We start from the raw sequence: 23,364 nt of genomic DNA on the forward strand, positions 1-23,364 counted from the left end.
CAGGGTTATCGGCGAGGCGATCCAACTCTGTTGCCCGCGTGCGCTGGCGTGCGCTCAGCCAGTCACGAAGTCTTCAGTGGAAGGAATCGGACAGGGTGTGCGCACCACCGTCACCACGCTGGCCGTCGGTGGACCTTGCCACAGCCAGCGTTCCAACGTGTCCAGCGCCGCCGGGTTGCCGGCGGCGATCACCTCCACGCTGCCGTCGGCCCGGTTGCGTGCATGTCCACGCAGGCCGAGCGCCAGCGCCTGTTCGCGGGTGGAGGCGCGATACCACACGCCCTGCACCACGCCGCTGACCACGAAACGCGCGGACTGCATCAACCGGTCTTGCCGGTGATGCCCACCGCCGTTTCGATATCGCGCGCCGTGACCGGGCCCAGGAACTGCTTGGCCACCTTGCCGTCCGGTCCGATCAGGTAGGTCATCGGCAGGCCGCGTGGCGTGGCGAAATCCTGAGGCGGCTGGTACGGGTCGAGGATGGCCACCGGGTAGGACACCGGATGGTCTTTCAGGAACGCCTGCATGTCGGCGGTGGTGATGTCTTCGTAGGCCAGGCCCACCACTTCGACGGTGTCGCGCATGGTGTGCAGGGCCGACAGCTCCGGCATCTCTTTCAGGCAGGGCGCGCACCAGGTCGCCCAGAAGTTCACCACCACCCACTTGCCGCGATGCGCGGCCAGGTCGTAGGTCTCGCCCGAGACGGTGGGCAGCGACAGCTTGGGCATCACGGCGGTCTGCTGCACCACCGAGGTGTTGGCCGCAGCGGCAGGCGCCGTGGGGGCCGCTGTCCCGGCTGGCGAAGCAGGCGCAGTGGGTGCAGGGTTGGCCGCAGGTGTGCCCTCGCCGGTGGGCTTGCAGGCGGTCAGCAACAACAGCGGCAACAGCAGCGCGCAGGCGCCGCGCACAAGGCGCACGGTCATGGAGGATCTCCGGGGAGGTGGGTGTAGAGGTCGCCAACCGGTTGCGCGAGTACGCTGCGCAGCGGTTGGCGCAGGTGTTCCAGCGCGGCGGCGGCGGCCTGGCCGTAGGCATCGTCGCGACAGGGCAGCGGGCGGTCTTCGATGGGGACGCGCAACTGGCAGCTTTCGTAGAGTTCGGCCAGCGGCACCGCGTCCATGTCGCGTGCCAGCAGCCACTGGCCGCGCTCGTCGCGGCGCAGCAGGCGAATGCGTTTGAGCTCGCACAGCAGCTGCTGCATCAAGCTGTCGGTAAGCATCGGCTCCAGCGCCAGGATGCGGTCTTCGTCCAGGCCGTTGCCATGCAGGCGTGCCTGGCGAAACCGCCCGAGCAGGCGCAGCAGGCCGTAGATCTCGAAGCCCGGCGGCAGGCGCATGGCCTCGGGCTGGTAGCGGAAGGCGGACATCGACGAGGCCAGCGATGCACCCAGCAACACCGACACCCAGCTCAGGTAAATCCACAACAGCAGGATCGGCAGCGCCGACAGCGCGCCGTAGATACGCTGGTAGGTCTGGAAATTGCCCAGGTAGAAGCCGAAGCCCCACTTCACGATCTCCATCAGGATCACCGCCAGCAACGCGCCCGGCAGCGCATGCCGCAGCCGCACCGCATGCTGCGGCACCACCCGGTAGATCAGCACGATGCAGACGAACTCCACCGCCATTGGCGCCAGCCGCCAGGCAAATTCGGCCAGCCATTGGCCTTCGGTGGTGCGGAACAGCGGCAGCGCGAACACGTAGGCGGCCATCGCCATCGCCGCGGCGGCCAGCATCGTGCCCAGCGTCAGCACCGTCCAATAGATCAGGAACCGGGTCACCTTCGGCCGCGCGGCGGCCACCCGCCAGATGCTGTTGAAGGTCTGCTCGATGCTGTGCAGGGTAATCAGCAGCGAGGCCACCAACGCCACCATGCCGGCCACGGTGAACTTGCCCAGGTCTTCCAGCGAACGGTTGAGATAGTTCTGCACCGAACGCGCTGCACCGGGCACGAAATTGTTGAAGATGAAGTCGGTCAGTGCGTCCTTCCACTCGTTGAACGCGGGGAAGGCAGACAGCACGCCGAACACCACGATCGCCAGCGGCACCAGCGCAAACACCGTGGTATAGGCCAGCGACGCGGCGGCCTGGAACAGACGGTCATCCAGGAAGCGGCGCCACAGGAAGCGCCCGAAACTCATCGTCCGCGCGCGGTCGTGCAAACGTTCTTTCCAGTGGTGGAGTTTGTTCACGCGCGCCATCGCGCAAGGGTACCCGATGCGCCGTCATCGCGGCCTTGTCGCAGCGGCAGCGTGCAGTGGGGCAGCGGCTTGGCCGATACTGCGGCAACTCAGACAGGCGGCAGGAACACGATGGCGGAGATTCTGGTGCTGTATTACAGCCGTGGCGGTTCGGTGGCGCGGCTGGCGCGGCAGATCGCGCGCGGCATCGGCGAAGTGCCCGGCATGCGCGCGCGCTTGCGCACCGTGCCGCCAGTGGCCGCAGTGACCCAGACCAGCGCCCCGCCGGTGCCGGACGAAGGCGCACCCTACGTGGACCGCGCCGACCTGGCCGACTGCAGCGGCCTGTTGCTGGGCAGCCCGACCCGCTTCGGCAACATGGCCGCGCCGATGAAGCACTTCCTCGACAGCCTGGGCGCCGAATGGGCCAATGGCACGTTGGCGGGCAAGCCGGCAGCGGTGTTCACCTCCACCGCCTCGCTGCATGGCGGGCAGGAATCCACCCTGTTGTCGATGCATCTGCCGCTGCTGCACCACGGCTGCCTGATCGTGGGCATCCCGTTCACCGAAGCCGCGCTCAGCCATACCACCAGCGGCGGCACGCCGTACGGCGCCAGCCATGTGTCAGGCGCCGGCGGCGACCCGCAACCCAGCGAGGATGAAGCCCTGCTGGCGCGCGCGCTGGGCCGCCGGGTGGCCGATATCGCGCAGCGGCTGGCCGCCGCATGAGCCTGCGCGCGGTGCACTGGTTGCTGACGGCCGCCCTGCTGGCGCTGGCGGTGCTGTTCGTGATCTGGTTTCACGACGATGCGCGGCGCACCGCATCGCTGCTGGTCTTCGCGCTGCCGCCGGCATGGATGGGCGTGCTGGCGGTGCGCAGCGCGCGTGCGCGGTTCTGGGCGGGCGTGTTCGCGCTGGGCTGGTTCAGCCATGGCGTGATGGCTGCCTGGAGCCAGCCCGAGGCACGCGGCCTGGCCTGGCTGGAATTGCTGCTGGCGCTGCTGGTGATCGGGCTGGTCAGTGGGCCTGGCGTAGCCGCGCGCATGGGTGGCAAGCGCAAGGCGCGCTGAGCCGCGCACCGTACGGGCGGCCGCCTTTGCCCGCGACCGGTGCCCGCCAGCACACCGCCAACCGCCGCGCATAAGCGCAAGTCGGGGATCTCCCTGCCCTGCTTGCCGCAGGGTGCGCTGGCAGCATCTCGGACGGGCGGTATCATGACGGCCCTCGCGCGGCCTGCACCGCGTCGGCCCTACAGGATTGGCAGCATGCAAGACCTTCTGATCGTCACCACCGGCGGCACGATCGACAAGATCTACTTCGACGACAAATCGGACTACCAGATCGGCGACCCGCAGATCGGCCAGATCCTCAAGGAACTGGGCGTGACCTTTCGCTTCACGGTGATTCCGATCATCCGCAAGGATTCGCTGCACATCACCGACGCCGACCGCGAATTGATCCGCGCCACCATCGCCGCCCAGCCCACCCGCCACGTACTGATTACCCACGGTACCGATTCGATGGTGGCCACCGGCAAGGTGCTGCAGTCGATTCCCGACAAGACCATCGTGATGACCGGCGCGCTCAACCCGGCACGCTTCCGCGGCTCGGATGCGGAATTCAACATCGGCTGCGCGGTGGGTGCGGTGCAATCCTTGCCCGCCGGCGTCTATATCGCCATGAACGGGCGCGTCTGGAACCCGGACCAGGTGCGCAAGAACGTCGCCGCCAACCGCTTCGAGTCGATCTGACGCCGTGAGCAAGGCCACCCGCGCCACCCGCGCCCTGGACGCGGCGGGCGTAGCGTACGTGCTGCATCCGTACCACTATCAGGCCGATGCCGATGCCAAGGGCCTGCAGGCGGCCACGACGCTCGGCCTGGCACCGCAGACGGTGTTGAAGACTTTGATGACCTGGGTCGACGACCAGGCGGTGTGCGTGGTGATTCCCTGCGACCGGCGCCTGTCGCTGAAAAAACTCGCCAGCGCGCAAGGTGGCAAGTCTGCCCGCATGATGGACGTGGCCGATGCCGAGCGCCGTACCGGCTACAAGGTGGGCGGCATCAGCCCGCTTGGCCAGCAGCGGCAGGCGCCGGTGCTGGTGGAAGCCACCGCGCTGGATGCGCCCGCGCTATGGATCAACGCGGGCCAGCGCGGCTTGCTGCTGGAATTGCCGGCTGCCCGGTTATTGCAGGCGCTGGAAGCGCGGGGCTGCGTGCTCTGCGAATGCGCTTGATCGACAACTCCCGTCCACGCAGGCAGTGGCGCTGTGCCTGCGTGCATTTGCAACATTCAGTACGCCGCAGTGACAGCAACTCCCGAGAACGCCAGCGTCGCCTTCAGCCGCACATAGTAGGTCCCTGCTGCCGGCATGTTCAGCGTGCAGCTGTCGGCATTGCCGGGCAGCGTGCTGCGACAGCTGTACGCACTGTCGCTGGGCAACGCGCCTGCGCGCAGCGACAGATCGGCATTGCCGCTGCCGCCGCCCAGCGTCACTTTCAGCGCGCGCGTGCCGGCCGGTACGTTGACCTGGTAATACACCACGTCCGACTGCGCCGCGCTCACCCCCGTGCGCGCCACATTGCGGGCCAGCGTAGTCGATTCGATCACCGCTGCCAGTGCTGCGTCGGCGTTCACCAGCCCTGCGCCGCAGCCCTGGGTGCAGGCCACCGGTAATGGACGTGCGCTGCTCTTGAGCAAGGCCTTGACCGTTGCCGGCGTGAGCGGGTTCAAGGCCACCGACTGCATCAACGCCACCACCCCGGCCACATGCGGTGCGGCCATCGAGGTTCCGCTGTACGTCGCATACGCCGCATTGCCCGGTACCGTGGTGCCGCTGTTGAGCGTGGAAACGATGGCCTGGCCCGGCGCCGCGATATCCACGCCCTTGCCGAAGTTGGAAAAACTGGCCTTTGCACCGGCCGAGGTGGTGGCCGCCACCGCGATCACGTTCGGGCAGTTGGCCGGCACGCTGGTGGAGACATCCATGTTGCTGTTGCCCGCGGCCACCACCACCGAACTGCCACGGCTCACCGCGGCGGCAATGGCGTTACTCATCGTCGCCGAGCAACTGCCGTAGCCGCCCAGCGACAGATTGATCACCGTGGCAGGATTCGGATTGGCAGGCAGCCCGGTCACCTTGCCGCCCGCTGCCCAGACGATGGCATCGGCGATATCGGACAGGTAGCCGCCACACCGGCCCAGCACCCGCAGCGGCAGCAGCCTGGCGTTGAACGCGGTACCGACCACGCCGGCGCTGTTGTTGCCGACGGCGGCGACGATGCCGGCCACATGGGTGCCGTGCCAGCTGGAGCTGGACGCGGACGCACCGGACCCGCATTCGTTCGCGGCTGTCCAGTCGCCCTGGTCGGCGGCGTTCGCATCGCGCGCATTGCCGTCGCGGGCAATGCCCGGATCGGTGATGAAGTCGTAGCCAGGCAGGATGTTCGCGGCCAGGTCAGGATGTGCGGTGATGCCGGTATCGATCACCGCCACCACGATGCCCTTGCCGGTGGAACGGTCCCAGGCCGGGCGGATGTTGAGGCCGGCGTTGCTGGTGCCCATCGCCCATTGCTGCGGAAGGCCGGGGTCGTTGGGCACCAGCAACGGGCGCATCAGGACATCCACTTCCACCCGTTTGACCGCCGGGTCGGCAGCAAGCCGCCGCATCAGGCTTTCGGCATCCACCCGATCAAGCGTGCGGTCGGCCACCAACAGCATCGGCCCGGTACTCAGGCGGCGCGTGGCCGACAGACCCAGTGCGCGCCCCTGCCGTGCAGGTACGGCACGGGCAATCTCGCTCCACGGCGCAGACAGCCCGGTGTCACGGCTGCTGCCGACGCGATTGGTATAGCTGACGATGAAGCGCTGGTGCGTGGTATTGGACCCCAGCCCTTGCAGACTGACCTCGCCCGCAGCGGCGTGAAACGTACAAGACAGTGCACAGAAGACGACGGCGCGGCGCAGCACGCCAACCGATGGATGCGACATGGATCAATCCCTCCCCAAGGACCTGGAATCCGCAAGGCAAGGCGCCCTGCCCGATCGTGTGGCGGCTGGATACGGCCACGCCTCACATGCGATGGCTATCGGCGTGTGGCACCCGGCGCTGAAGCGCGCCCAGGCAATCCACCGACGTTTTGTTCAGCCATCACCAAGACCGGCAGCCTGTTGCCCAACAATCACCGATACCCGAAACGCACACTGCCCCGCCGAAGCGGGGCAGTGTGGACTTCAAGACACCGACAGACCGGTCGGGACCGGCCCGACGACGATGCCGGCAACCGTGCCGGCATCGCGCCGTCCGTGTGGCGTTACGGGGTCTGGCTGACCGCGCCGGCCGCGTTGACGATGCCGGCACCGCAGCCGCCCGAGCAGGCGCCCGGCAGCGGACGGGCGGTGTTCTTCAGCAGGGTCTCCACCGCCGCCGGAGTCAGCGGACGGCTGGCCGCCGACTGCACCAGCGCCACCACGCCGGCCACATGAGGCGCCGCCATCGAGGTGCCGTTGTAGCTGGCGTAGCTGGCCGAGCCTGGGGTGGTGGTGCCAGTGTTCAAGGTCGACAGGATGGCCGAACCCGGAGCGGCGATATCGATGCCCGCGCCGAAGTTGGAGAAGTTCGAACGCGCGCCGCTGGAGGTGATCGATGCTACCGCGATCACGTTGGCGCAGTTGGCCGGGTTGGCGGTGGACACGTTGGCATTGCTATTGCCGGCAGCCACCACCAACGTGGTGCCACGCGACACGGCTGAATTGATGGCGCTCTGGGTGGTGCCGGAACAGGCGCCGCTGCCGCCCAGCGACATATTGATGACCTCGGCCGGGTTGGCATTGGCGGGCACGCCGGAAACCGAACCACCAGACGCCCACACGATCGCATCGGCGATATCGGAGGTGGAGCCACCACACCGGCCCAGCACACGGATCGGCAGGATCCGCGCATTGAACGCGGTACCGGCAACACCGGTGCTGTTGTTGGTCAGCGCGGCAACCGTGCCGGCGACATGAGTGCCGTGCCAGCTCGAGTTGGAGGCCGGTGAGCCGGAGAAGCACTCATTGGCCACGGTCCAGTCGCCCTGGTCGGCCGGGTTGTTGTCGCGGCCATTGTTGTCACGGGCACGCGTGGCATCACTGATGAAGTCATAGCCCGGCAGGACGTTGGAGTTGAGGTCCGGGTGGCTGGTGATGCCGGTGTCGATGACGGCAACGACCACACCGGTGCCGGTGGCGGTGTCCCAGGCCGGGCGCACGTTGATGCCCGCCGCGGTGGTGCCAAAGCCCCATTGCTCGGACAGGCGCGGGTCGTTCGGGGTCAGCGTGGGGTACAGGATCTGGTCGACTTCGACGTAGTCGACACTCGGGTCGGCGGCGATGCGGCGCATCAGCGTCTCGGCCTCGGCACGGTCCAGCCCACGGGTGGTCTTGAGCACTTCCGAACCCAGCGCGGTACGGCGCACATGGTTCAGGCCCTGCGCGCGACCGGCCCGTGCAGGAACTGCGCTGGCCACCGAGGTCAACGACGCACGCATCGAAGCAGGACTCACCGCCGGGCTGCTGCCGTCCTTGTACTTGACGATGAAGCGATCCAGCGTGGGCTGCGAATCAAGCCCCGACAGATTGTGACCTGGCCGGCGAACGCCGGCACGGCCAGCAGGGACGTCAGCGCGGAAACACCCAGCACGACCAGGCCGCGCGCAGATGCGCGACGTTGCGACACATTGGACATTGAAACGTTCCTCTCTCTAGCAAGTGGTGCCGCAGCTGCGGCAAGTAGCCGATCCCGTGCCGCAGCGGCGGATCGGGCCGGAAAAACGGGTTGGGCGGCGACGCCCCTTCGACCACTGGCCAATGGCATCCGGCCAGCGGGCAATGCCCTGCCTGCACCTGTCGAGGTGACAGGCGTGGGCAGCACATCGCGAAGTCATCAGTGACGGCGCGCTGCACCTGCCGGCCAGGCCGGTGGGCAGCGCCCGTGTGCGGCGGCGAGCCTTAGTAGCTGGCCCTGAGGGTTACACCGGAGAACGTGCTGAAGGCCTTGACGCGCACGAAATAGGTTCCCGAGGGTGCACTGATGTTGCAGGTTTCAGTATTGCCGTCGAGAAACGGCCGGCAGGCGTAGGCGGTGTCGGTCGGCGCACTGCCGGCACGGACATACAGATCCGCATCGCCGCTACCGCCACTGATGGCTACCGTCAGCGTGCCGCTGCCGGCGGGCACGGTGATGGTGTAGTTCAGCTCTGCGCCCGTCGCTGCGGTCAGCCCCGTGACCGGGGTGCCATTGCTGAGGGTGTTGCCACCACCACCGCCACCACCATTCTCGCCGTCGCGCGCCGCTGTCACCGCGGCATCGGCATTGACGATGCCAGCACCGCAACCGCCCGAACACGCACCCGGCAGTGCCCGCGCCGTGTTCTTCAGCAGGGTTTCCACCGCCGCGGGCGTCAATGGCGCCGGAGCGACCGACTGCACCAGAGCAACCACGCCGGCCACATGCGGCGCCGCCATCGAGGTGCCATCGTAGGACGCATAGCTGGCGTTGCCTGGCGTGGTGGTGCCGCTATTGAGCGTGGACAGGATCCCCGAGCCTGGTGCGGACACATCGATCCCGGCACCGAAGTTGGAATAACTGGCCCGGGCGCCGGCCGTGGTGGTGGCCGCCACCGCGATCACGTTGTTGCAATTGGCCGGCAACGCGGTGGAGACATTGACCGAACTGTTGCCGGCTGCCGCTACCACGGTGGTACCACGCGAAACCGCGCCATTGCCAGCACGCGCACCGGTACCACCTTGGCATTGAAGGCAGTACCCGCTACGCCGGTGGTGTTGTTGGTCACTGCCGCCACCGTGCCGGCGACATGGGTGCCGTGCCAGCTGGAATTGGAAATGGCACAGCCCGACGTCGAGTTCCAGTCGCCTTCGTCGGCAGCGTTGCTGTCACGCCCGTCACCGTCGCGCGCGGTGCTGGCATCGGTGATGAAGTCATAGCCCGGCAGCATGTTCGCGTTCAGGTCCGGATGGTTGGTAATGCCGGTATCGATCACCGCCACCACCACATTGGCACCGGAGGACTTGTCCCAGGCCGAGCGGATGTTGAGGCCGGCATTGGTGGTGCCAAATGCCCACTGCTCGGACAGGCGGGCGTCGTTGGGGGTCAGCGTGGCGTGCAGCAGCTGGTCCACTTCCACGGCCTGCACGCTCGGATCTGCGGCCAGCTGGCGCATCAGCGCCTCGGCTTCGACACGATCCAGCGCGCGATCGGTCTTGACCAGCTCCGGTCCCAGCGCCAGGCGGCGGACCGGGTTCAGGCCCAGCGCCTTGCCGGCCCTGGCCGGCATCGCCCGCGCGGCGGCACGCAGCGAGGTGCCCAGGGCGGTGGGGTTGGCCAGCGCGGTGGCGCCGTCCTTGTAGGTCACGATGAATTTCTGGTGGGTCGGGGCACTGGCCAGGCCATCCAGGTAGACCTCGCCGGCAAAGGCCGGGGTGGCCAGCACCAGGGAGGTCAGCGCGGTGGCGCTGGCGATGGTGAGCACGCGACGGCGCGTGTGCAGAGCTGCGTTCGACATCGAATTCCCTTCCAGATCAAAAAGATAGCCGCCGTGGCGGTGTAATCGGCAACATCTGTACTGTTTGGTGCCGAGCCCCGGATCGCCCCTTTTGTTATCGATCCGTTCAGCGAACCTAACCCACTTGAAGCGAACCGAACAATACATAATTGGCATTTCCAGAAACTAATTTGCCAATCTGTGACACACGGCAGTCATGTTCAGCCCGCTTCGCCCATTCAGGCGACTTGGTTAGGCTGTCTTTGCTGCATAGCGATCGAATTGAGCACAAAAAAGCCCCCGCGCTGACACGCGGAGGCCTGTTTTGTGCCGTCGAGCGCTGGTTTAGGACAAACGTACCAACCAGCCGTGGCGGTCCGGGAGGCGCCCGTACTGGATGTCGGTCAGCTCCTGGCGTAACGACATGGTGACTTCGCCCGCCGGCGCGGCGAGATTGCCGACCGCAAATCCCTCGCCCTTGAGCTCGCCGATCGGGGTGACCACCGCCGCCGTGCCACAGGCGAACACCTCGGCGATCTCGCCGGAGGCCACGCCCTGCTTCCACTCGTCGATGGCGACCTTGCGCTCGACCACGCGCATACCACGGTCGCGGGCCAGCTGCAGGATGCTGTCGCGGGTGATGCCTTCCAGGATGCTGCCGGACAATTCCGGCGTCACCAGCGTGCCGTCCTTGTAGACCAGGAACACGTTCATGCCGCCCAGCTCTTCGATGTACTTGCCTTCCACCGGGTCCAGGAACAGCACCTGCGAGCAGCCCTGGGCCTGGGCCTTTTGCTGCGGCAGCAGGGAAGCGGCGTAGTTGCCACCACACTTGGCCGCGCCGGTGCCGCCCTTGGCAGCACGCGCGTACTCGGTGGACAACCAGATCGATACCGGCGCCACGCCCTTGGCGAAATACGGGCCGGCCGGGCTGGCGATCACGTAGTACGAGGCCTTGTGCGCGGCGCGCACGCCCAGGAAGGCCTCATCGGCAATCATGAAGGGGCGGAAATACAGGCTGGTTTCCGGTGCCGACGGCACCCAGCCGCCATCCACGGCCACCAGCTGGCGCAGCGATTCGACAAACAGGTCCACCGGCAGTTCCGGCAGCGCCAGACGCCGCGCGGAGCGCTGCAGGCGCGCGCCATTGGCGTCAGGGCGGAAGGTCCAGATCGACCCATCGGCATGCCGGTAGGCCTTGATGCCTTCGAAGATCTCCTGGCCGTAATGCAGCACCGAGGCAGCCGGATCCAGCTGCAGCGGGCCGTAGGCGCGCACCTGCGCGTCATGCCAGCCCTGCTCGCTGCTCCAGGAGATGGCGACCATGTGGTCGGTGAAATGCAGCCCGAAGCCGGGCGCGGCGAGGATCACGGACAGTTCGTCGGCCGTGCGCGGCGATGGGGAACGGGTGGAAGCGAAGGACACGGACACCGGAAGATTCCTGTATGGCGGGCGAGAGGACGCGGCGCCACATCGGTGGACATGGCGCCTGGCGATCAGAGCATGCCGGTCTCGAGACGGGCCGCTTCGGACATCATATGCCGGCCCCATGGCGGGTCGAACACCAGCTCGACATCGGCCTCGGCAATGGTCGGAATCATTTCCAGCTTGCTGCGCACGTCGTCGACCAGAATCTCGCCCATGCCGCAGCCGGGCGCGGTGAGCGTCATCTTGACGTCCACCCGCCGCTGGCGATCTTCCTCGCGATGGCCCAGCACCGCTTCGTACACCAGGCCCAGATCGACGATATTGAACGGAATCTCCGGGTCGAAGCAGGTGCGCAGCTGCTGCCACACCAGCGCTTCGACCTCCTCGTCACTGGCGTTGTCGGGCAGCTCCAGCCCCGGCGGGGCTTGCTTGCCGATCGCATCGCCGTCCTTGCCGGCAATGCGGAACAGATTGCCTTCGACAAATACGGTATAGCTGCCACCAAGCGCCTGGGTGATATAGCCGTAACTGCCGGCGGGCAGGGTCACCGAATCGCCCTGCGGCACCATGACGGCATCGCAATCGCGTTCGAACTGGACGGGTTCGCTGCTACGGGAATACATGGGCTGGATATGGGGCCGCGCCGGACGCGCGCAAGTCGGCCATTCTAGCCGAGCGCGGCGACGCCGGCCCTGGCGACCGCAGCAACTGGCAGCGACGCTGCATTCCATCCGGGCATGCAGGGCGGCGCAACGTATGCGATGCGCTCTATCATGTCGGCACTGCCAGGAGCTCCAATGCCGCCCACTTCCGCGTCCGCCAGAACCGTCCACTGGCTCTGGCCCCCGCTCCTGCTGCTGGGATGCGCCACCGCGCTCATCGCCTGGCTGCTCATCGCCCTGACGCTCGGCAACCAGGCCGGCTGGATGGCGGTGCTGGTCGCGCTGGAGGCGGCCTGGATGCTGCGCCTGGGCACCCTGCGTCGCGGCCCGTTGCGGATCGGCATGGCGGTGGCGGCAACCGCGCTGGTCATCGTCGGTGCCAATTGGGGCATCGCCTCGGCGCAGTTCGGCGGGCCGCTGGGCCTGGACCCATGGGATTCGGCGCAGAAAATGGGCCCCCACCTGGCCTGGACCCTGCTGCAACTGGCCACCAACGGCTTCGACCTGCTGTGCTACGCCGCCGCGCTGGTGCTGGCATGGTGGGCCGCGCGCTGACTCGGGTGCGGCCGTTGCAGTCGCCAACCCAGGAGTTGATTGACGCTGATGCGTCACCCGTGCCGTTTCGCGTGACGTGGCTCCTCAAACGCCATCGTTGCTGGTTTGCGACCACTCAGCGATATCTGGGAAAGCGCTGCGTGCTTGCTGCGGGGCCCTTGCCCGCCCACCATCGCAGGACACGCCGCAAGTACGTCCCTGTAGGCTCTTACGCGGCATCCATGCCGCGTAAGGTCCCGCGACGGTGGGCGGGCAAGGACCAAGTCACGTTGGTCGGTGTGCAGCGTTTCAACCGAGCGACCGTCCACGTGCGGTCTCCTCGCCGCTTGCGGGACCGTTGGCGGCAGGGATGCCGCCATCGAGCCTGCATGGATGGATTCACGGCGTGTCCCGCAGGCGGTGAGGGCACCGCGCACTCGACGCACAGGACGTGTGATCCGGGCATCTGAGCGCACCTGGCAACACCACGGCGCACACCCGACCGACCGTTGGCTTGTCACCTGCGCAGTCGAGCGCGACCGCAATACACCAAACGCTCAATGCCCGCCCCCATCCAGCGCCTTCAACTCGCTGACCAGCGCGCCTGCCGCCTCGGCCCCGTCGCCATAGAGCATGCGGGTATTGTCGGCGTAGAACAGCGCGTTCTCGATGCCGGCAAATCCGGTCCCCTTGCCGCGCTTGATGACCACGGTGTTGCGTGAATTGACCACGTCCAGGATCGGCATGCCGTAGATCGGGCTGGCCGGGTCGGTCCTGGCCACCGGGTTGACCACGTCGTTGGCGCCGATCACCAGCGAGACGTCGGTGCTGGCGAATTCCGGATTGATGTCGTCCATGTCGGCGATCAGGTCGTAGGGCACGCCGGCTTCGGCCAGCAGCACGTTCATATGCCCGGGCATGCGCCCGGCCACCGGATGGATCGCGAACGTCACCTTGACCCCGCGTGCGATCAGCCGCTGCGCCAGCTCCCAGATCTTGTGCTGCGCCTGCGCCACCGCCATGCCGTAGCCGGGCACGATCACCACCCGCTCGGCGAAGGCCATCATCGCGGCCACGTCGCCGGCCTCGATGGGTTTTTGCGCGCCGCTGATGTCCTGCGCCTGCCCGCCCCCGCCGAAGTTGGAAAACAGCACGCCGCTGATCGGCCGGTTCATCGCCTTGGCCATCAGCCGCGTCAGCAGGATGCCGGCCGCGCCCACCATCATGCCGGCGATGATGAGCGCTTCGTTGCCCAGCACATAACCTTCGAACGCCACTGCCAGCCCGGTGAAGGCGTTGTACAGCGAGATCACCACCGGCATGTCGGCGCCACCGATCGGCAGCGTCATCAGCACGCCCAGCGCCAGCGCCACTACGAAGAAGCCGATGATCGCCGCCGGCTGCAGGCTGCTCGCCGCCCAGATGCCGAGCACCACTCCCGCCAGTGCCACCACCAGATTGAAGACCTGCTGGCCGGGGAAGGTCACCCGCCGGTCGAGCCGTCCGTCGAGCTTGGCCCAGGCGATGATCGAACCGGACAAGGACACCGCACCGATTGCCGAGCCGATCACCGCCAGCACCACGGTGGTGGTGTCCGGCCGCCGTGCGGCCAGTTCGGCGATGGCCTGCGCGCTCCAGTGCGCGGTGTCGCGGTTGGCAAGGAACGAAAACCGCAGCAGTTCCACCGCCCCGATCGCCGCCGCCGAGCCGCCGCCCATGCCGTTGTACAGCGCCACCATCTGCGGCATGTCGGTGATGGCCACCTTCCTGGCCGACCACCACGCCACCCCGGTACCGATCGCCAGCGCCGCCAGGATCAGCGGCACGTTGTGCAATTCGGGCAGGAAGAACGTGGCGACCGTGGCGATCAGCATGCCCAGCCCGGCCCAGCGGATGCCGCTGCGCGCGGTCAGTGGCGAGGCCATGCGTTGCAGGCCCAGCAGGAACAAGGTGGCGGCCACCAGGTAGCTGGATTTGACCAGCCACGACAACAACTCGGGAGTGGACACGTTCACGACGCCTCCCCGCCCGGCGGCTTGCGACGGCTGGGCTTGAACATGTCCAGCATGCGCTCGGTCACCACGTAGCCGCCGGCGGCATTGCCCGCGCCCAGCGCCACGGCCACGAAGCCCAGCGCCTTCTCCAGCGTGGTATCGGCATGTCCCAGCACCACCATCGCCCCGATCAGCACGATGCCATGGATGAAGTTGGACCCGGACATCAGCGGCGTATGCAGGATCACCGGCACCCGCGAGATGATGACGTGGCCAGCGATGGCCGCCAGCATGAAGATGTACAGCGCTACGAAACCGTCACTCATGGTCGATCGCTCCACTGGCCGGTGCGGCCCTGCCGATCATACCCATCCAGCGGGCGTGTCAACCGAACCGTCACTCAGCCGTTGACGTCGTATCGTCCTCGCGGAAGCTACGCTGTGCTGGTGGGAACCCCTTTCGATCCGCAGCCTGCGGCCCCGGCCGCCGCCCCCGTGTCGCTGGATGCCTTCCTGGCCGGCATCGGCCCGCGTGCGTTCCGCTTTGCCGAGGCCGGCCTGCGTCATCGCGAAGACGCGCTGGATGCCGTGCAGGACGCCATGGTGAAGCTGCTCGGTTACCGCGAGCGCCCGGCCGAAGAATGGACGCCGCTGTTCTGGAGCATCCTGCGCAGCCGCATCATCGACCTGCAGCGCCGGCGCAGCTTTCGTTTGAAGTTCTGGGCGCCAGCCGAGCGCAGCGATGACGAAGGTCACATCGACTGGGCCGACCCCGGCGTCGGCCCGGCCGGGCAACAGCAACACCAGCAGGCTTATCAGCGGCTGGTCCACGCGCTGCGCGGCCTGCCGGCACGCCAGCGCGAAGCCTTCACCCTGCGCGTGCTGGAGGATCTGGACGTGGCCACCACCGCCAAGGCGATGGGCTGCTCCGAAGGCTCGGTCAAGACGCACCTGTCGCGCGCCCGCGATGCGCTGCAAAAACAGTTTGAGGATTTCCTGTGAACCGCTCCCACGATCCGGCCCAGTTCGATGCGCAGCTGCGCCAGCTGCACGCCAACGCCCTCGACAGCCTGCCGCCGCAGACACTGGCGCGCCTGCGCCAGGCCCGCCAGGCGCCCGCCGCGCGCTTGCGCCGCGGCCATTGGCTGCTGGCCACCGCCTGCTCGGCGTTGCTGGCGGTCGGGATCGGCCTGCAACTGCGGCCCGGCGACCACACCACGCCGCAGCCGCCGCCCACCCAGGCGCTCGCCGACACTACCGCGAGCACCGAAACCGACGACCTTCTCACCCAGGACCCGGACCTGTACGTCTGGCTCGGGTCCAACACCGCCCTGGCCATGGAATGAGCACGATGACCCGCATCACCCGCCTGCTGTTGACCCTGTTGCTCTGCGCCGGGCCATGTGCGCCGTTGCTGGCACAGGACCAGCCACCGGGTCCGAAGCCGCTGGATGGTCCCGGACCGCACGGCCCCGGCGCGCGCAACCAGACCTCGATGCCCGATTGGGACCAGCTCAGCCCGCCACAGCGTCAGGTGCTGATCGACGCCTTGCGCGAGCGCTGGAACGACGTGCCCGAAGAGCGCCCGCGGATGTATCGCCACGCCCGCCGCTGGCTGGACATGACGCCCGAGCAGCGCAAGCAGGCCAAGGCCGGCATGGACCGCTTCCGCAACATGAGCCCGGAGCAACGCCGCGAAGCCAGGACCTTGTTCGACCGCATGCGCACGCTCACTCCCCAACAGCGCAATGCACTACAGCAACGCTGGCAGACGATGAGCCCGGCCGAACGCAGCACCTGGCTGCGCGCGCATCCGCCCACGGAGGATTGACCCGCCCCCCCGTCGTAGGAGCGCGCCCGAGCGCGGCGGGCATTCCCGGTAACGCGCCGTCGCGCGCAGGCACGCTCCTACAAACAGACGGCAGGTTCGACGTTGCGGGCAACCGATTGGCCGGACTACCCCGTCGGCGCCGACCACCGCGTCTTGGCGAGCAACTCATCGCCCCAATCAAATGCCAGGGCGCCGTCCTTGAGCAACAAGGCCACGAACGCATGGACGTTGCGCGCGAACATCTCACTGGCGTGCACCGCGCCCTGGCTGGCCAGATTCAGCGGGCCGGCAATCGTCACGCCGTCCAGCTCATAGGTTTCGCCCGCGCGCGTGGCGGCGCAATTGCCGCCGGTTTCCGCGGCCAGATCCACGATCACGCTGCCAGCGCGCATGCCACGCACCATGTCGATGGTCACGATCTTCGGCGCGGGCCGCCCGGGCACCGCCGCAGTGCACACCACCACGTCCACGCCCTTGAGGTGGTCGGCCAGGCGGCGCTGCTGTTCGGCGCGTTCATCGTCGGTCAGCTGGCGCGCATAGCCGCCTTCGCCGGCGGCGCTGACGCCCAGATCCAGAAAGCGTGCGCCCAACGAGGCGATCTGTTCGCGCGTTTCCGGCCGCACGTCAAAGCCTTCCACCTGCGCGCCCAGCCGCTTGGCGGTGGCAATCGCCTGCAGGCCCGCCACACCGGCACCGATCACCAGCACCTTGCACGGGCGCAGGGTGCCTGCCGCGGTGGTCAGCATTGGAAAGAAGCGCGGCGCCAGTTGCGCGGCGATCAGCACCGCCTTGTAGCCGGCCATGCCCGCCTGCGAACTCAGCACGTCCATCGCCTGCGCGCGGGTGGTACGCGGCAGCCGCTCCAATGCAAACGCGATCAGCTCGCGCCCGGCAATCGCCTGCGCGCGGGCAGGGTCGGCATCGGGTGCAAGCATGCCGATCACCACCGCCTGCACCTTGCATTGCAACAGCAACTCGGTGGGCGGTGCCTGCACGCAAAGCAGGACGTCGGCCTGCGCCAGCGTCTGCGCGTCGGCAGGCTGCGCACCGGCGGCCACATACGCGGCATCGTCCATGGCGCTGGCGCGACCGGCGTCCGGCTCGATCCAGACGTGGGCGCCGAGCGCGACCATCTTCTTGACCGTTTCCGGCGTCGCGGCCACCCGGCGTTCGCCTGCCGCCCGTTCTTTCAGCACCAGCACCTGCACAGCCATGGTTGCTCCGGTCTCGCGCTCCAGTAGCGGCGATGCTAGCAGAGCGCGCGGTGCGCGCTGGCGTCGCTGCGCCCCCGGCCCATCCACGCAACAGCCATAGCGGTCAACGCCACAGCGACAGACGGTAGCGCGCTCAGTGCACCGTGCTGTTGGTGTGCAGCGGATCCAGCCGGTCGATCACGCCCTGCATCGCGCTGTCGAACGCGCCGTCGTTGATGTGCTCGCGCAGGCGCCCCAGCCGCACCATCACCGCCAGTTCTTCCGGCGAGGCCACACAGAAGCGCACGCCGCGCCGGTTGACGAACAACAATCGCTGCGAGATCGGGCTCACCCACGACAGCTTGCCCGCCTGCACCTTGCCGTCCTTGTCGACGAAATCCAGCCAGGTACCGATATCCATCGCGCGGAAGCGCTCGGCGTCGGCGCTGTCGATGCCCTGTGCCGCCGCGTCGGCCCCCAGCACCACGCTGACGCTTTCGGTCGCCGGCGGCGGCAGGTTGACCTGCGGCAGTTCCGGCAGCGCCTTTTCCAGATCCGGGCGGGCCTCGGCGATCGCCTGCAAGGTGTCGTGCAGCGCGGTGATGGCCACCACCGTCGCATCGCCATGCAGGCCCACGCTGGCAAACACACGGTGCAGGGCCGGCTGCCAGACCTGCAACCACGGCTTGCCGATGATATAGCGGCGTGCCTGGCCCAGTTCTTCCAGCATCCCGTCGGCCAGCGCCAGCGCTTCCAGCGTGCCCGGGCCATCCTCGCCGTCGCGCAGGATCGCCATGGTCAGATGATGCAGCCACGGCTGGCGCAGGAACTCCTCCACCGCCCGCGGCAGGTCCGCGCCCTCGGGCACCCGTTGCACCAATTCCGCCAGTGCGCGGCCACGCGCCAGTTCAAGCTTTTCCTGGCCACGCTGGGTTTCAGTGGCACGACGTTCGGCGATCTCCACCCGCCGGCGGTGCTGCGACAGAAAATCGCGGAATTCCTCTTCCAGGGTCAGGAAGATCGCCAGGTTCTCGTTGAATTCGGCCACCAACCGGTCGACGATTTCCTCCACCTTGCCCATCAACACGCGCTCTGCAGCGCTGTCGCCGGTATTGCCCTCGCACGCCTCGGCCAGCGAATTGAGCAGGCGCCGTGCCGGGTGGGTCTTCTGCACGAACATCTTGCGATCCAGCAGCGCGACCTTGATGAAGGGCACCACCAACCGGCCGATCATCTCGCGCGAGCGGTTCTCCAGGTCACGTTCGTCCAGCATCACGTCGAACAGCATGCCGACCAGATCGATGGCATCTTCGTCCATCGGATCGAGTTTGGCGGTGGCCGGGTCCACGCCCAGCCGCGTGGCGCTGTTGAGGACTTCGTTCTTCAACCGCTGCGCGAGCGATTCGTTGTCGTCGCCGATCGCTGCCTGCAGGGTCGTGCTGGGTGTGGCCTGCAGCAGCGACAGCACCGACATCATCTCGCGCTGGCTCAACGGGCGCTGCTGCCCCACTGCCACCGAGGCAGCGGAAGCGGCGCTGTCGCGCGCGGTGCGGGTCTGCCGCAACAGTTCGTGCAATGCATCCAGCAACATGCCCTGGCTACCGCCGGGATGATCGGCGTCACCGCCGTCCATGCCGCCGCCAACGCCCTCTGCATGGCCGCGCTGCGCGGCCGCCTGCATGCGTCCACGGCTGTGCGCCCAGCGATCCAGAAAGCGATTGGCCCAAGCCGGCGCGTACTGATCGTTCGGATCCTCGCCCTCGCCTGCGCCGGCGTGCGTGGTTTCCGACTGCGGCTCCGCCATGGCGTCAGGTGCCGGCATGCGTGGCGAAGGGACGCGCCTGGGCTGGGAAATTTCTGGCATCACCCCCGCCTTGACCAAGGTTTCGTCCAGGCGCGCGTAGAGCTTGCCGATCGGCTCGGCCAGATCGCGCTCGCACAGCTTGATGAGTACCAGGCGCACTTCCGGCGCCAGGTCGCAGGTGGCGAAGGCTTCGTGGATCGCCACGCCCAGATGCTCCGGCCCGAACGGATTGGTATCGGCCACCAACTCCAGGCCACCGGCGATCCAGCCCAGACGGCGATTCACGCGCGCCAGCACCTGCTTGAAATCGCGCAGCAGCACGGTCGCCAGGTTGCGCACCGCCAGCCGCGATTCGAGTACGTGTTCGGGCACCAGGCTCAACGGACCGGCACCCAGCTCACCCGCCAGCACCACCTCGGCCGACAACGGCGTTCCCAGCAGCAGCGCCTGCCAGCCGTCCTCCAGTTGTTGCCGGAATTGCCGCGCCACGTCCTCGCGCTTGCGCCGCAATTCGCGCATGCCATCCAGAAACAGCAATTGCGAGCTGCCGGCCGATTCGGCACGATCGAACAGCACATCGTCGAAATGTGCAACGGCAGCTGCAAATACCTGCACGAGCGGCGGCACGAACACGTCGTGCGCCTGCACGAGCAAGCGTTGGTCACGGCCCGGGTGTCCCGACGGACTGGGCTGGAAGGTCATGCGCAAAGGCTCCCCGCCTCTGCAGGCGTGAAAATTTCAGAACGAAAAGAAACAGACGCGGCCCCAACTTCCGCTACAGCATGGTAGGCGTTTCGCTCGCTCGCTAAGTGTGACGAATATCTCACTTTACTCGTGACCGTCCAGGGATAGCGTTTTCTCTTTCCATCCTAGCTCGCAACGCCATGGTGGAGCCTGCCACGCACGGTTATACCCGGGTCGGGGTTAAGCGTTCGACACGCCCTGTCCAGCTCGTTTCCTGCAGTGTGCATAAGCTCTTGGAAAGCAGCGTCCCGCGGTTGTCGATGCGATCGAAGCGCTGCGTTGGAACACAACGCCATCGCCTCGCGTGGCGGCCGCCATCAACACGCAGATGCCGCTGTCACCTCGGCGTGCGGTGTCCCCGTCTGCCGGGCGGCGGCAGGCCTCGGGTAGCGCCCGTCTATAATTGCCGCACTCCCCCAGAACACTGATCCATGCACGCACCGTATTCGCTTCAGGCGCTGGATGCGCGTCGCTCGGTCCCCTCCAAGCAGTTGGGCGAACCCGGCCCGGATGAAGACACCCTGCTGCGCATGCTGACCTCGGCCGTGCGCGTGCCCGACCACGGCAAGCTGGTGCCGTTCCGGTTCCTGCGTATCCAAGGCGATGCACGCCACGCATTGGGCGATTTCCTCGCCGAGCGCACCCAGGCCGCCGATCCGTTGACACCGCCGGCGGCGGTGGAAAAAGACCGCAACCGCTTCAACGATGCGCCGCTGGTGATCGTGGTGATCGCCACGCTGCGGCCGGACCACAAGGTGCCCGAGCAGGAGCAACTGCTCACTGCCGGCTGCGTGTGTTTTGCGCTGCTGCAGGCCGCGCAGGCGCATGGCTTCGGCGCGCAATGGCTGACCGCGTGGATGGCCTACGACCCGGCCGTGGGCGGCTACCTGGGCCTGCAGGAACACGAACGCATCGCCGGCTTCATCCATATCGGGACGCCGCGCCTGCAGGTGCCCGAACGCGAGCGCCCGGACCCGCGTACCCTGCTGCGCGACTGGACCCCATGAGCACGCTGCCCGGCGCCATTGCAGCGGCGCTGCCGGGCGGCCCGCGACCGGAGCCGCTGTACCTGGTGGATGCCAGCCTGTACGTGTTTCGCGCCTGGCATTCGATTCCGGATGAATTCCAGGACGCGCAGGGCTGGCCGACCAACGCCGTGCACGGGTTTGCGCGCTTTTTGCTGGACCTGCTCGAACGCGAGCAACCGCAATACATCACCATCGCCTTCGACGAGGCGCTGGACAGCTGCTTCCGGCATGCGATCTACCCCGCCTACAAGGCCAACCGCGAACTGGCGCCGGACGCGTTGCGGCGCCAGTTCGCCCATTGCAAGGCGCTGTGTGCGGCGCTGGGGCTGAGCGTGCTGGCCCACCGCGAGTACGAGGCCGACGATCTGATCGGCAGCGCCCTGCACAGCGCGCGCGGGCACGGCCTGCGCGGGGTCATCGTCTCGGCCGACAAGGACCTGTCGCAGCTGTTGTTCGAACACGACGAGCAATGGGACTACGCGCGCAATCTGCGCTGGGGCATGGACGGAGTGAAGGCACGCCATGGCGTGCATGCCCACCAGATCGCCGACTACCTGGCGCTGTGCGGCGATGCGATCGACAACATTCCTGGCATCACCGGTATTGGCGCCAAATCGGCGGCGGTGCTGCTGGCGCATTTTGGCAGCCTGGATGCACTGCTGGAGCGCATCGACGAGATCCCGTTCCTGCGCCTGCGCGGCGCCGCGCAGATGGCGGCGCGGCTGCGCGAACAACGCGAACATGCGCTGCTGTGGCGCCAGCTCACCACCATTGCGCTGGATGCACCACTGGACCTGGCCGCGACTGGTTTCACGCGTGCGCCGGCCGATCCCGACATGGTGACCGGGCTCTGCGAGAGCCTGCGCTTTGGCCCGCTCACGCGCCGGCGGCTGCTGGCCGCCTGCACCGCCCCCACGCCACCACTTCCTCCCACCTCCCTGTCCGAAGGCCCGACTGCATGAACCGACACGACACGCCGCCCACCGTGGTCTACGAAGGCAAGTACCAGCGCATGGTGGTGCGCGGCACCTGGGAGTACTCCGAGCGCGTGCATGCCGGCGGCCTGGCCGCGATCATCGTGGCGGTGACCCCGGACGATGCGATGCTGTTCGTCGAGCAGTTCCGCGTGCCGCTGCAGGCCCGCACCATCGAAATGCCGGCCGGGCTGGTGGGCGACGTGCATGCCGGCGAATCGATCGAACTGTCGGCCATCCGCGAGCTGGAAGAAGAAACCGGCTGGACCGCGGACCACGCGGAAGTGCTGATGATCGGCCCCAGCTCGGCCGGCGCCAGCAGCGAGAGGATCGCCTTCGTGCGCGCCACCGGGCTGCGCAAGGTCGGCGCCGGCGGCGGCGATGCCAGCGAAGACATCACCGTGCATGAAATCCCGCGCACGCAGGTCGGCGTCTGGCTGGTGCAGAAGATGGCCGAGGGCTACCAGATGGACCCCAAGCTATGGGCCGGCCTGTACCTGGCCGACCACGCGCTGGACGGCACCCCGCATGGCTGATGCCGTGGTCGATCCCTTGCTGGGTGCCGAGGATCCGGCGCCGTTCACCGTCTACAACGCGCAGGCCGCATCGCCCTGGCTATTGATCGCCGACCATGCCGGCCAACGCGTGCCGGCACGGCTGGCCAACCTGGGCCTGCCGCAGTTTGAGCTGAACCGCCATATCGGCTGGGATATCGGCATTGCGCAGGTCACCCGCCTGCTGGCCGAGGCGCTGGATGCGGTTGCCATCACCCAGACCTATTCGCGGCTGGTAATCGACTGCAACCGGCCCGATGGCGCCGCCAGCCGGATACCGGACATCAGCGACGGCACCACGGTGCCCGGCAATCTGCAGCTGACGCTGGCTGAGCGCCAGCAGCGCATCGATGCCATCTTCGCGCCGTACCACGACCGCATTGCCGCCGAGCTGGACGCGCGCACTGCACGCCGGCAACCGACGCTGCTGGTCTCCATGCACAGCTTCACCCCCGTGATGGCCGGCCAGGCGCGTCCTTGGCATGCCGGCGTGCTGTACCACCGCGACACCCGGCTGGCGCATCGCCTGCTGGACGCCTTGCGCGCGGAACCGGACTTGGTGGTTGGCGACAACCAGCCGTATGCGGTGAGCGATGCCACCGACTACGCCATTCCGGTCTACGGCGAAGGCCGCGGCCTGCCGCATGTGGAACTGGAGATCCGCCAGGACCTGATTGCCGATGCCGCCGGGCAAATGGCATGGGCGCAGCGATTGGCGCGCATCCTGCCGCCGCTGGCCGAGGCTCTGCTGCCACGGTGACCGTCTTGCAGCACACGGGGACAAACAACAGGTCCCCACGTAGGAGCGCACCTGGGCGCGAATGCCTTACCGATAAAGCCCCTCGCGCCCAGGTGCGCTCCTACAGAGGACCTGCCCTTCGCGCGCGCGCCAGCGCATCGACA

22 protein-coding genes and 2 pseudogenes are annotated in these 23,364 nt (G+C 67.6%); 12 read left to right on the forward strand and 12 right to left on the reverse strand.

What is annotated here, in order from left to right; genetic code table 11:
- Nucleotides 1-54: 54 nt before the first annotated feature.
- From XcuCFBP2542_RS05580 to XcuCFBP2542_RS05590, 3 genes are read right to left on the reverse strand one after another with little or no spacing between them, the layout of a single operon-like run.
- Complete coding sequence (locus tag XcuCFBP2542_RS05580) at nt 55-321, reverse strand: acylphosphatase (protein WP_104602628.1); 267 nt, start codon at nt 319-321, stop codon at nt 55-57.
- Nucleotides 321-923, reverse strand: coding sequence for a TlpA family protein disulfide reductase (locus XcuCFBP2542_RS05585; RefSeq protein WP_104602629.1), 603 nt, complete (start codon nt 921-923; stop codon nt 321-323). Before XcuCFBP2542_RS05585 ends, XcuCFBP2542_RS05580 begins: the two co-directional genes overlap by 1 nt.
- On the reverse strand, nt 920-2,197 hold the full coding sequence (locus XcuCFBP2542_RS05590; protein ID WP_104602630.1) for a YihY family inner membrane protein: 1,278 nt from the start codon (nt 2,195-2,197) through the stop codon (nt 920-922). The genes XcuCFBP2542_RS05585 and XcuCFBP2542_RS05590 overlap by 4 nt, the downstream gene beginning before the upstream one ends.
- A 51-nt stretch (nt 2,198-2,248) precedes the next feature.
- Between XcuCFBP2542_RS05590 and wrbA the strand changes: the two genes are divergently transcribed.
- From wrbA to ybaK, 4 genes are all read left to right on the forward strand, one after another.
- Nucleotides 2,249-2,905 (forward strand): NAD(P)H:quinone oxidoreductase, encoded by a 657-nt coding sequence (wrbA, locus tag XcuCFBP2542_RS05595; RefSeq protein ID WP_208800461.1) that lies wholly within the window; start codon nt 2,249-2,251, stop codon nt 2,903-2,905.
- A complete protein-coding gene (locus XcuCFBP2542_RS05600; protein ID WP_104602632.1) occupies nt 2,902-3,246 on the forward strand; it encodes a DUF2069 domain-containing protein in 345 nt (114 codons plus the stop codon). The genes wrbA and XcuCFBP2542_RS05600 overlap by 4 nt, the downstream gene beginning before the upstream one ends.
- Nucleotides 3,247-3,441: 195 nt before the next feature.
- On the forward strand, nt 3,442-3,927 hold the full coding sequence (locus XcuCFBP2542_RS05605) for an asparaginase domain-containing protein (RefSeq protein ID WP_104602633.1): 486 nt from the start codon (nt 3,442-3,444) through the stop codon (nt 3,925-3,927).
- Between the two features lie 4 nt (nt 3,928-3,931).
- Complete coding sequence (gene ybaK, locus XcuCFBP2542_RS05610; RefSeq protein WP_104602634.1) at nt 3,932-4,411, forward strand: Cys-tRNA(Pro) deacylase; 480 nt, start codon at nt 3,932-3,934, stop codon at nt 4,409-4,411.
- Nucleotides 4,412-4,467: 56 nt separating this feature from the next.
- On the opposite strand, the gene XcuCFBP2542_RS05615 is transcribed toward ybaK, so the two are convergent.
- From XcuCFBP2542_RS05615 to sufT, 5 genes and pseudogenes are all read right to left on the reverse strand, one after another.
- Entirely contained in the window at nt 4,468-6,165 is a 1,698-nt protein-coding gene (locus XcuCFBP2542_RS05615; RefSeq protein ID WP_104602635.1) for a S8 family peptidase, read from the reverse strand.
- A 335-nt stretch (nt 6,166-6,500) separates the two neighbouring features.
- A pseudogene (locus XcuCFBP2542_RS05620) lies at nt 6,501-7,900 on the reverse strand (S8 family peptidase); the annotation flags it as partial.
- A 263-nt stretch (nt 7,901-8,163) separates the two neighbouring features.
- Nucleotides 8,164-9,737, reverse strand: a pseudogene (locus XcuCFBP2542_RS05625) (S8 family serine peptidase).
- A 324-nt stretch (nt 9,738-10,061) separates the two neighbouring features.
- Nucleotides 10,062-11,147: a branched-chain amino acid aminotransferase gene (locus XcuCFBP2542_RS05630; RefSeq protein WP_104602636.1), complete on the reverse strand. Its 1,086-nt coding sequence runs from the start codon at nt 11,145-11,147 to the stop codon at nt 10,062-10,064.
- A gap of 65 nt (nt 11,148-11,212) precedes the next feature.
- The gene (gene sufT / locus XcuCFBP2542_RS05635) at nt 11,213-11,767 is read right to left on the reverse strand and encodes a putative Fe-S cluster assembly protein SufT (protein ID WP_104602637.1); all 555 of its coding nucleotides are present in this window, start codon (nt 11,765-11,767) and stop codon (nt 11,213-11,215) included.
- 174 nt (nt 11,768-11,941) lie between these two features.
- On the opposite strand from sufT, the gene XcuCFBP2542_RS05640 reads away from it, so the two are divergent.
- Nucleotides 11,942-12,361, forward strand: coding sequence for a hypothetical protein (locus tag XcuCFBP2542_RS05640; RefSeq protein ID WP_104602638.1), 420 nt, complete (start codon nt 11,942-11,944; stop codon nt 12,359-12,361).
- Nucleotides 12,362-12,897: 536 nt separating this feature from the next.
- Here XcuCFBP2542_RS05640 and XcuCFBP2542_RS05645 read toward each other — a convergent pair.
- On the reverse strand, nt 12,898-14,355 hold the full coding sequence (locus XcuCFBP2542_RS05645; RefSeq protein ID WP_104602639.1) for an NAD(P)(+) transhydrogenase (Re/Si-specific) subunit beta: 1,458 nt from the start codon (nt 14,353-14,355) through the stop codon (nt 12,898-12,900).
- Nucleotides 14,352-14,660, reverse strand: coding sequence for an NAD(P) transhydrogenase subunit alpha part 2 (locus XcuCFBP2542_RS05650; RefSeq protein ID WP_104602640.1), 309 nt, complete (start codon nt 14,658-14,660; stop codon nt 14,352-14,354). The genes XcuCFBP2542_RS05645 and XcuCFBP2542_RS05650 overlap by 4 nt, the downstream gene beginning before the upstream one ends.
- A 114-nt stretch (nt 14,661-14,774) precedes the next feature.
- Here XcuCFBP2542_RS05650 and XcuCFBP2542_RS05655 point away from each other — a divergent pair, with 114 nt between their 5' ends.
- The 3 genes from XcuCFBP2542_RS05655 to XcuCFBP2542_RS05665 are packed head-to-tail and all read left to right on the forward strand — an operon-like array spanning nt 14,775 to nt 16,164.
- Nucleotides 14,775-15,335, forward strand: coding sequence for an RNA polymerase sigma factor (locus tag XcuCFBP2542_RS05655; protein WP_104602641.1), 561 nt, complete (start codon nt 14,775-14,777; stop codon nt 15,333-15,335).
- Nucleotides 15,332-15,679, forward strand: coding sequence for a hypothetical protein (locus XcuCFBP2542_RS05660; protein ID WP_104602642.1), 348 nt, complete (start codon nt 15,332-15,334; stop codon nt 15,677-15,679). Before XcuCFBP2542_RS05655 ends, XcuCFBP2542_RS05660 begins: the two co-directional genes overlap by 4 nt.
- 5 nt (nt 15,680-15,684) lie before the next feature.
- Nucleotides 15,685-16,164, forward strand: coding sequence for a DUF3106 domain-containing protein (locus tag XcuCFBP2542_RS05665; protein WP_104602720.1), 480 nt, complete (start codon nt 15,685-15,687; stop codon nt 16,162-16,164).
- Nucleotides 16,165-16,289: 125 nt separating this feature from the next.
- On the opposite strand, the gene XcuCFBP2542_RS05670 is transcribed toward XcuCFBP2542_RS05665, so the two are convergent.
- A complete protein-coding gene (locus XcuCFBP2542_RS05670; RefSeq protein ID WP_104602643.1) occupies nt 16,290-17,378 on the reverse strand; it encodes an NAD(P) transhydrogenase subunit alpha in 1,089 nt (362 codons plus the stop codon).
- A 133-nt stretch (nt 17,379-17,511) separates the two neighbouring features.
- Nucleotides 17,512-19,863, reverse strand: coding sequence for a DUF1631 domain-containing protein (locus XcuCFBP2542_RS05675; protein ID WP_104602644.1), 2,352 nt, complete (start codon nt 19,861-19,863; stop codon nt 17,512-17,514).
- A gap of 473 nt (nt 19,864-20,336) precedes the next feature.
- Here XcuCFBP2542_RS05675 and XcuCFBP2542_RS05680 point away from each other — a divergent pair, with 473 nt between their 5' ends.
- From XcuCFBP2542_RS05680 to XcuCFBP2542_RS05695, 4 genes are read left to right on the forward strand one after another with little or no spacing between them, the layout of a single operon-like run.
- Nucleotides 20,337-20,912: a nitroreductase family protein gene (locus XcuCFBP2542_RS05680; protein WP_104602645.1), complete on the forward strand. Its 576-nt coding sequence runs from the start codon at nt 20,337-20,339 to the stop codon at nt 20,910-20,912.
- Nucleotides 20,909-21,895 carry a 5'-3' exonuclease gene (locus tag XcuCFBP2542_RS05685; protein ID WP_104602646.1) on the forward strand — a complete coding sequence of 329 codons (987 nt, stop codon included), beginning with the start codon at nt 20,909-20,911 and terminating at the stop codon, nt 21,893-21,895. Before XcuCFBP2542_RS05680 ends, XcuCFBP2542_RS05685 begins: the two co-directional genes overlap by 4 nt.
- Nucleotides 21,892-22,443, forward strand: coding sequence for an NUDIX hydrolase (locus XcuCFBP2542_RS05690; RefSeq protein WP_167526822.1), 552 nt, complete (start codon nt 21,892-21,894; stop codon nt 22,441-22,443). The genes XcuCFBP2542_RS05685 and XcuCFBP2542_RS05690 overlap by 4 nt, the downstream gene beginning before the upstream one ends.
- Complete coding sequence (locus XcuCFBP2542_RS05695) at nt 22,436-23,221, forward strand: N-formylglutamate amidohydrolase (RefSeq protein WP_104602647.1); 786 nt, start codon at nt 22,436-22,438, stop codon at nt 23,219-23,221. The genes XcuCFBP2542_RS05690 and XcuCFBP2542_RS05695 overlap by 8 nt, the downstream gene beginning before the upstream one ends.
- Nucleotides 23,222-23,364: the final 143 nt, after the last annotated feature.

Origin of the sequence: Xanthomonas cucurbitae (genome assembly GCF_002939885.1) — a bacterium.
In the GTDB taxonomy this organism is placed as follows: Bacteria; Pseudomonadota; Gammaproteobacteria; order Xanthomonadales; family Xanthomonadaceae; genus Xanthomonas; species Xanthomonas cucurbitae.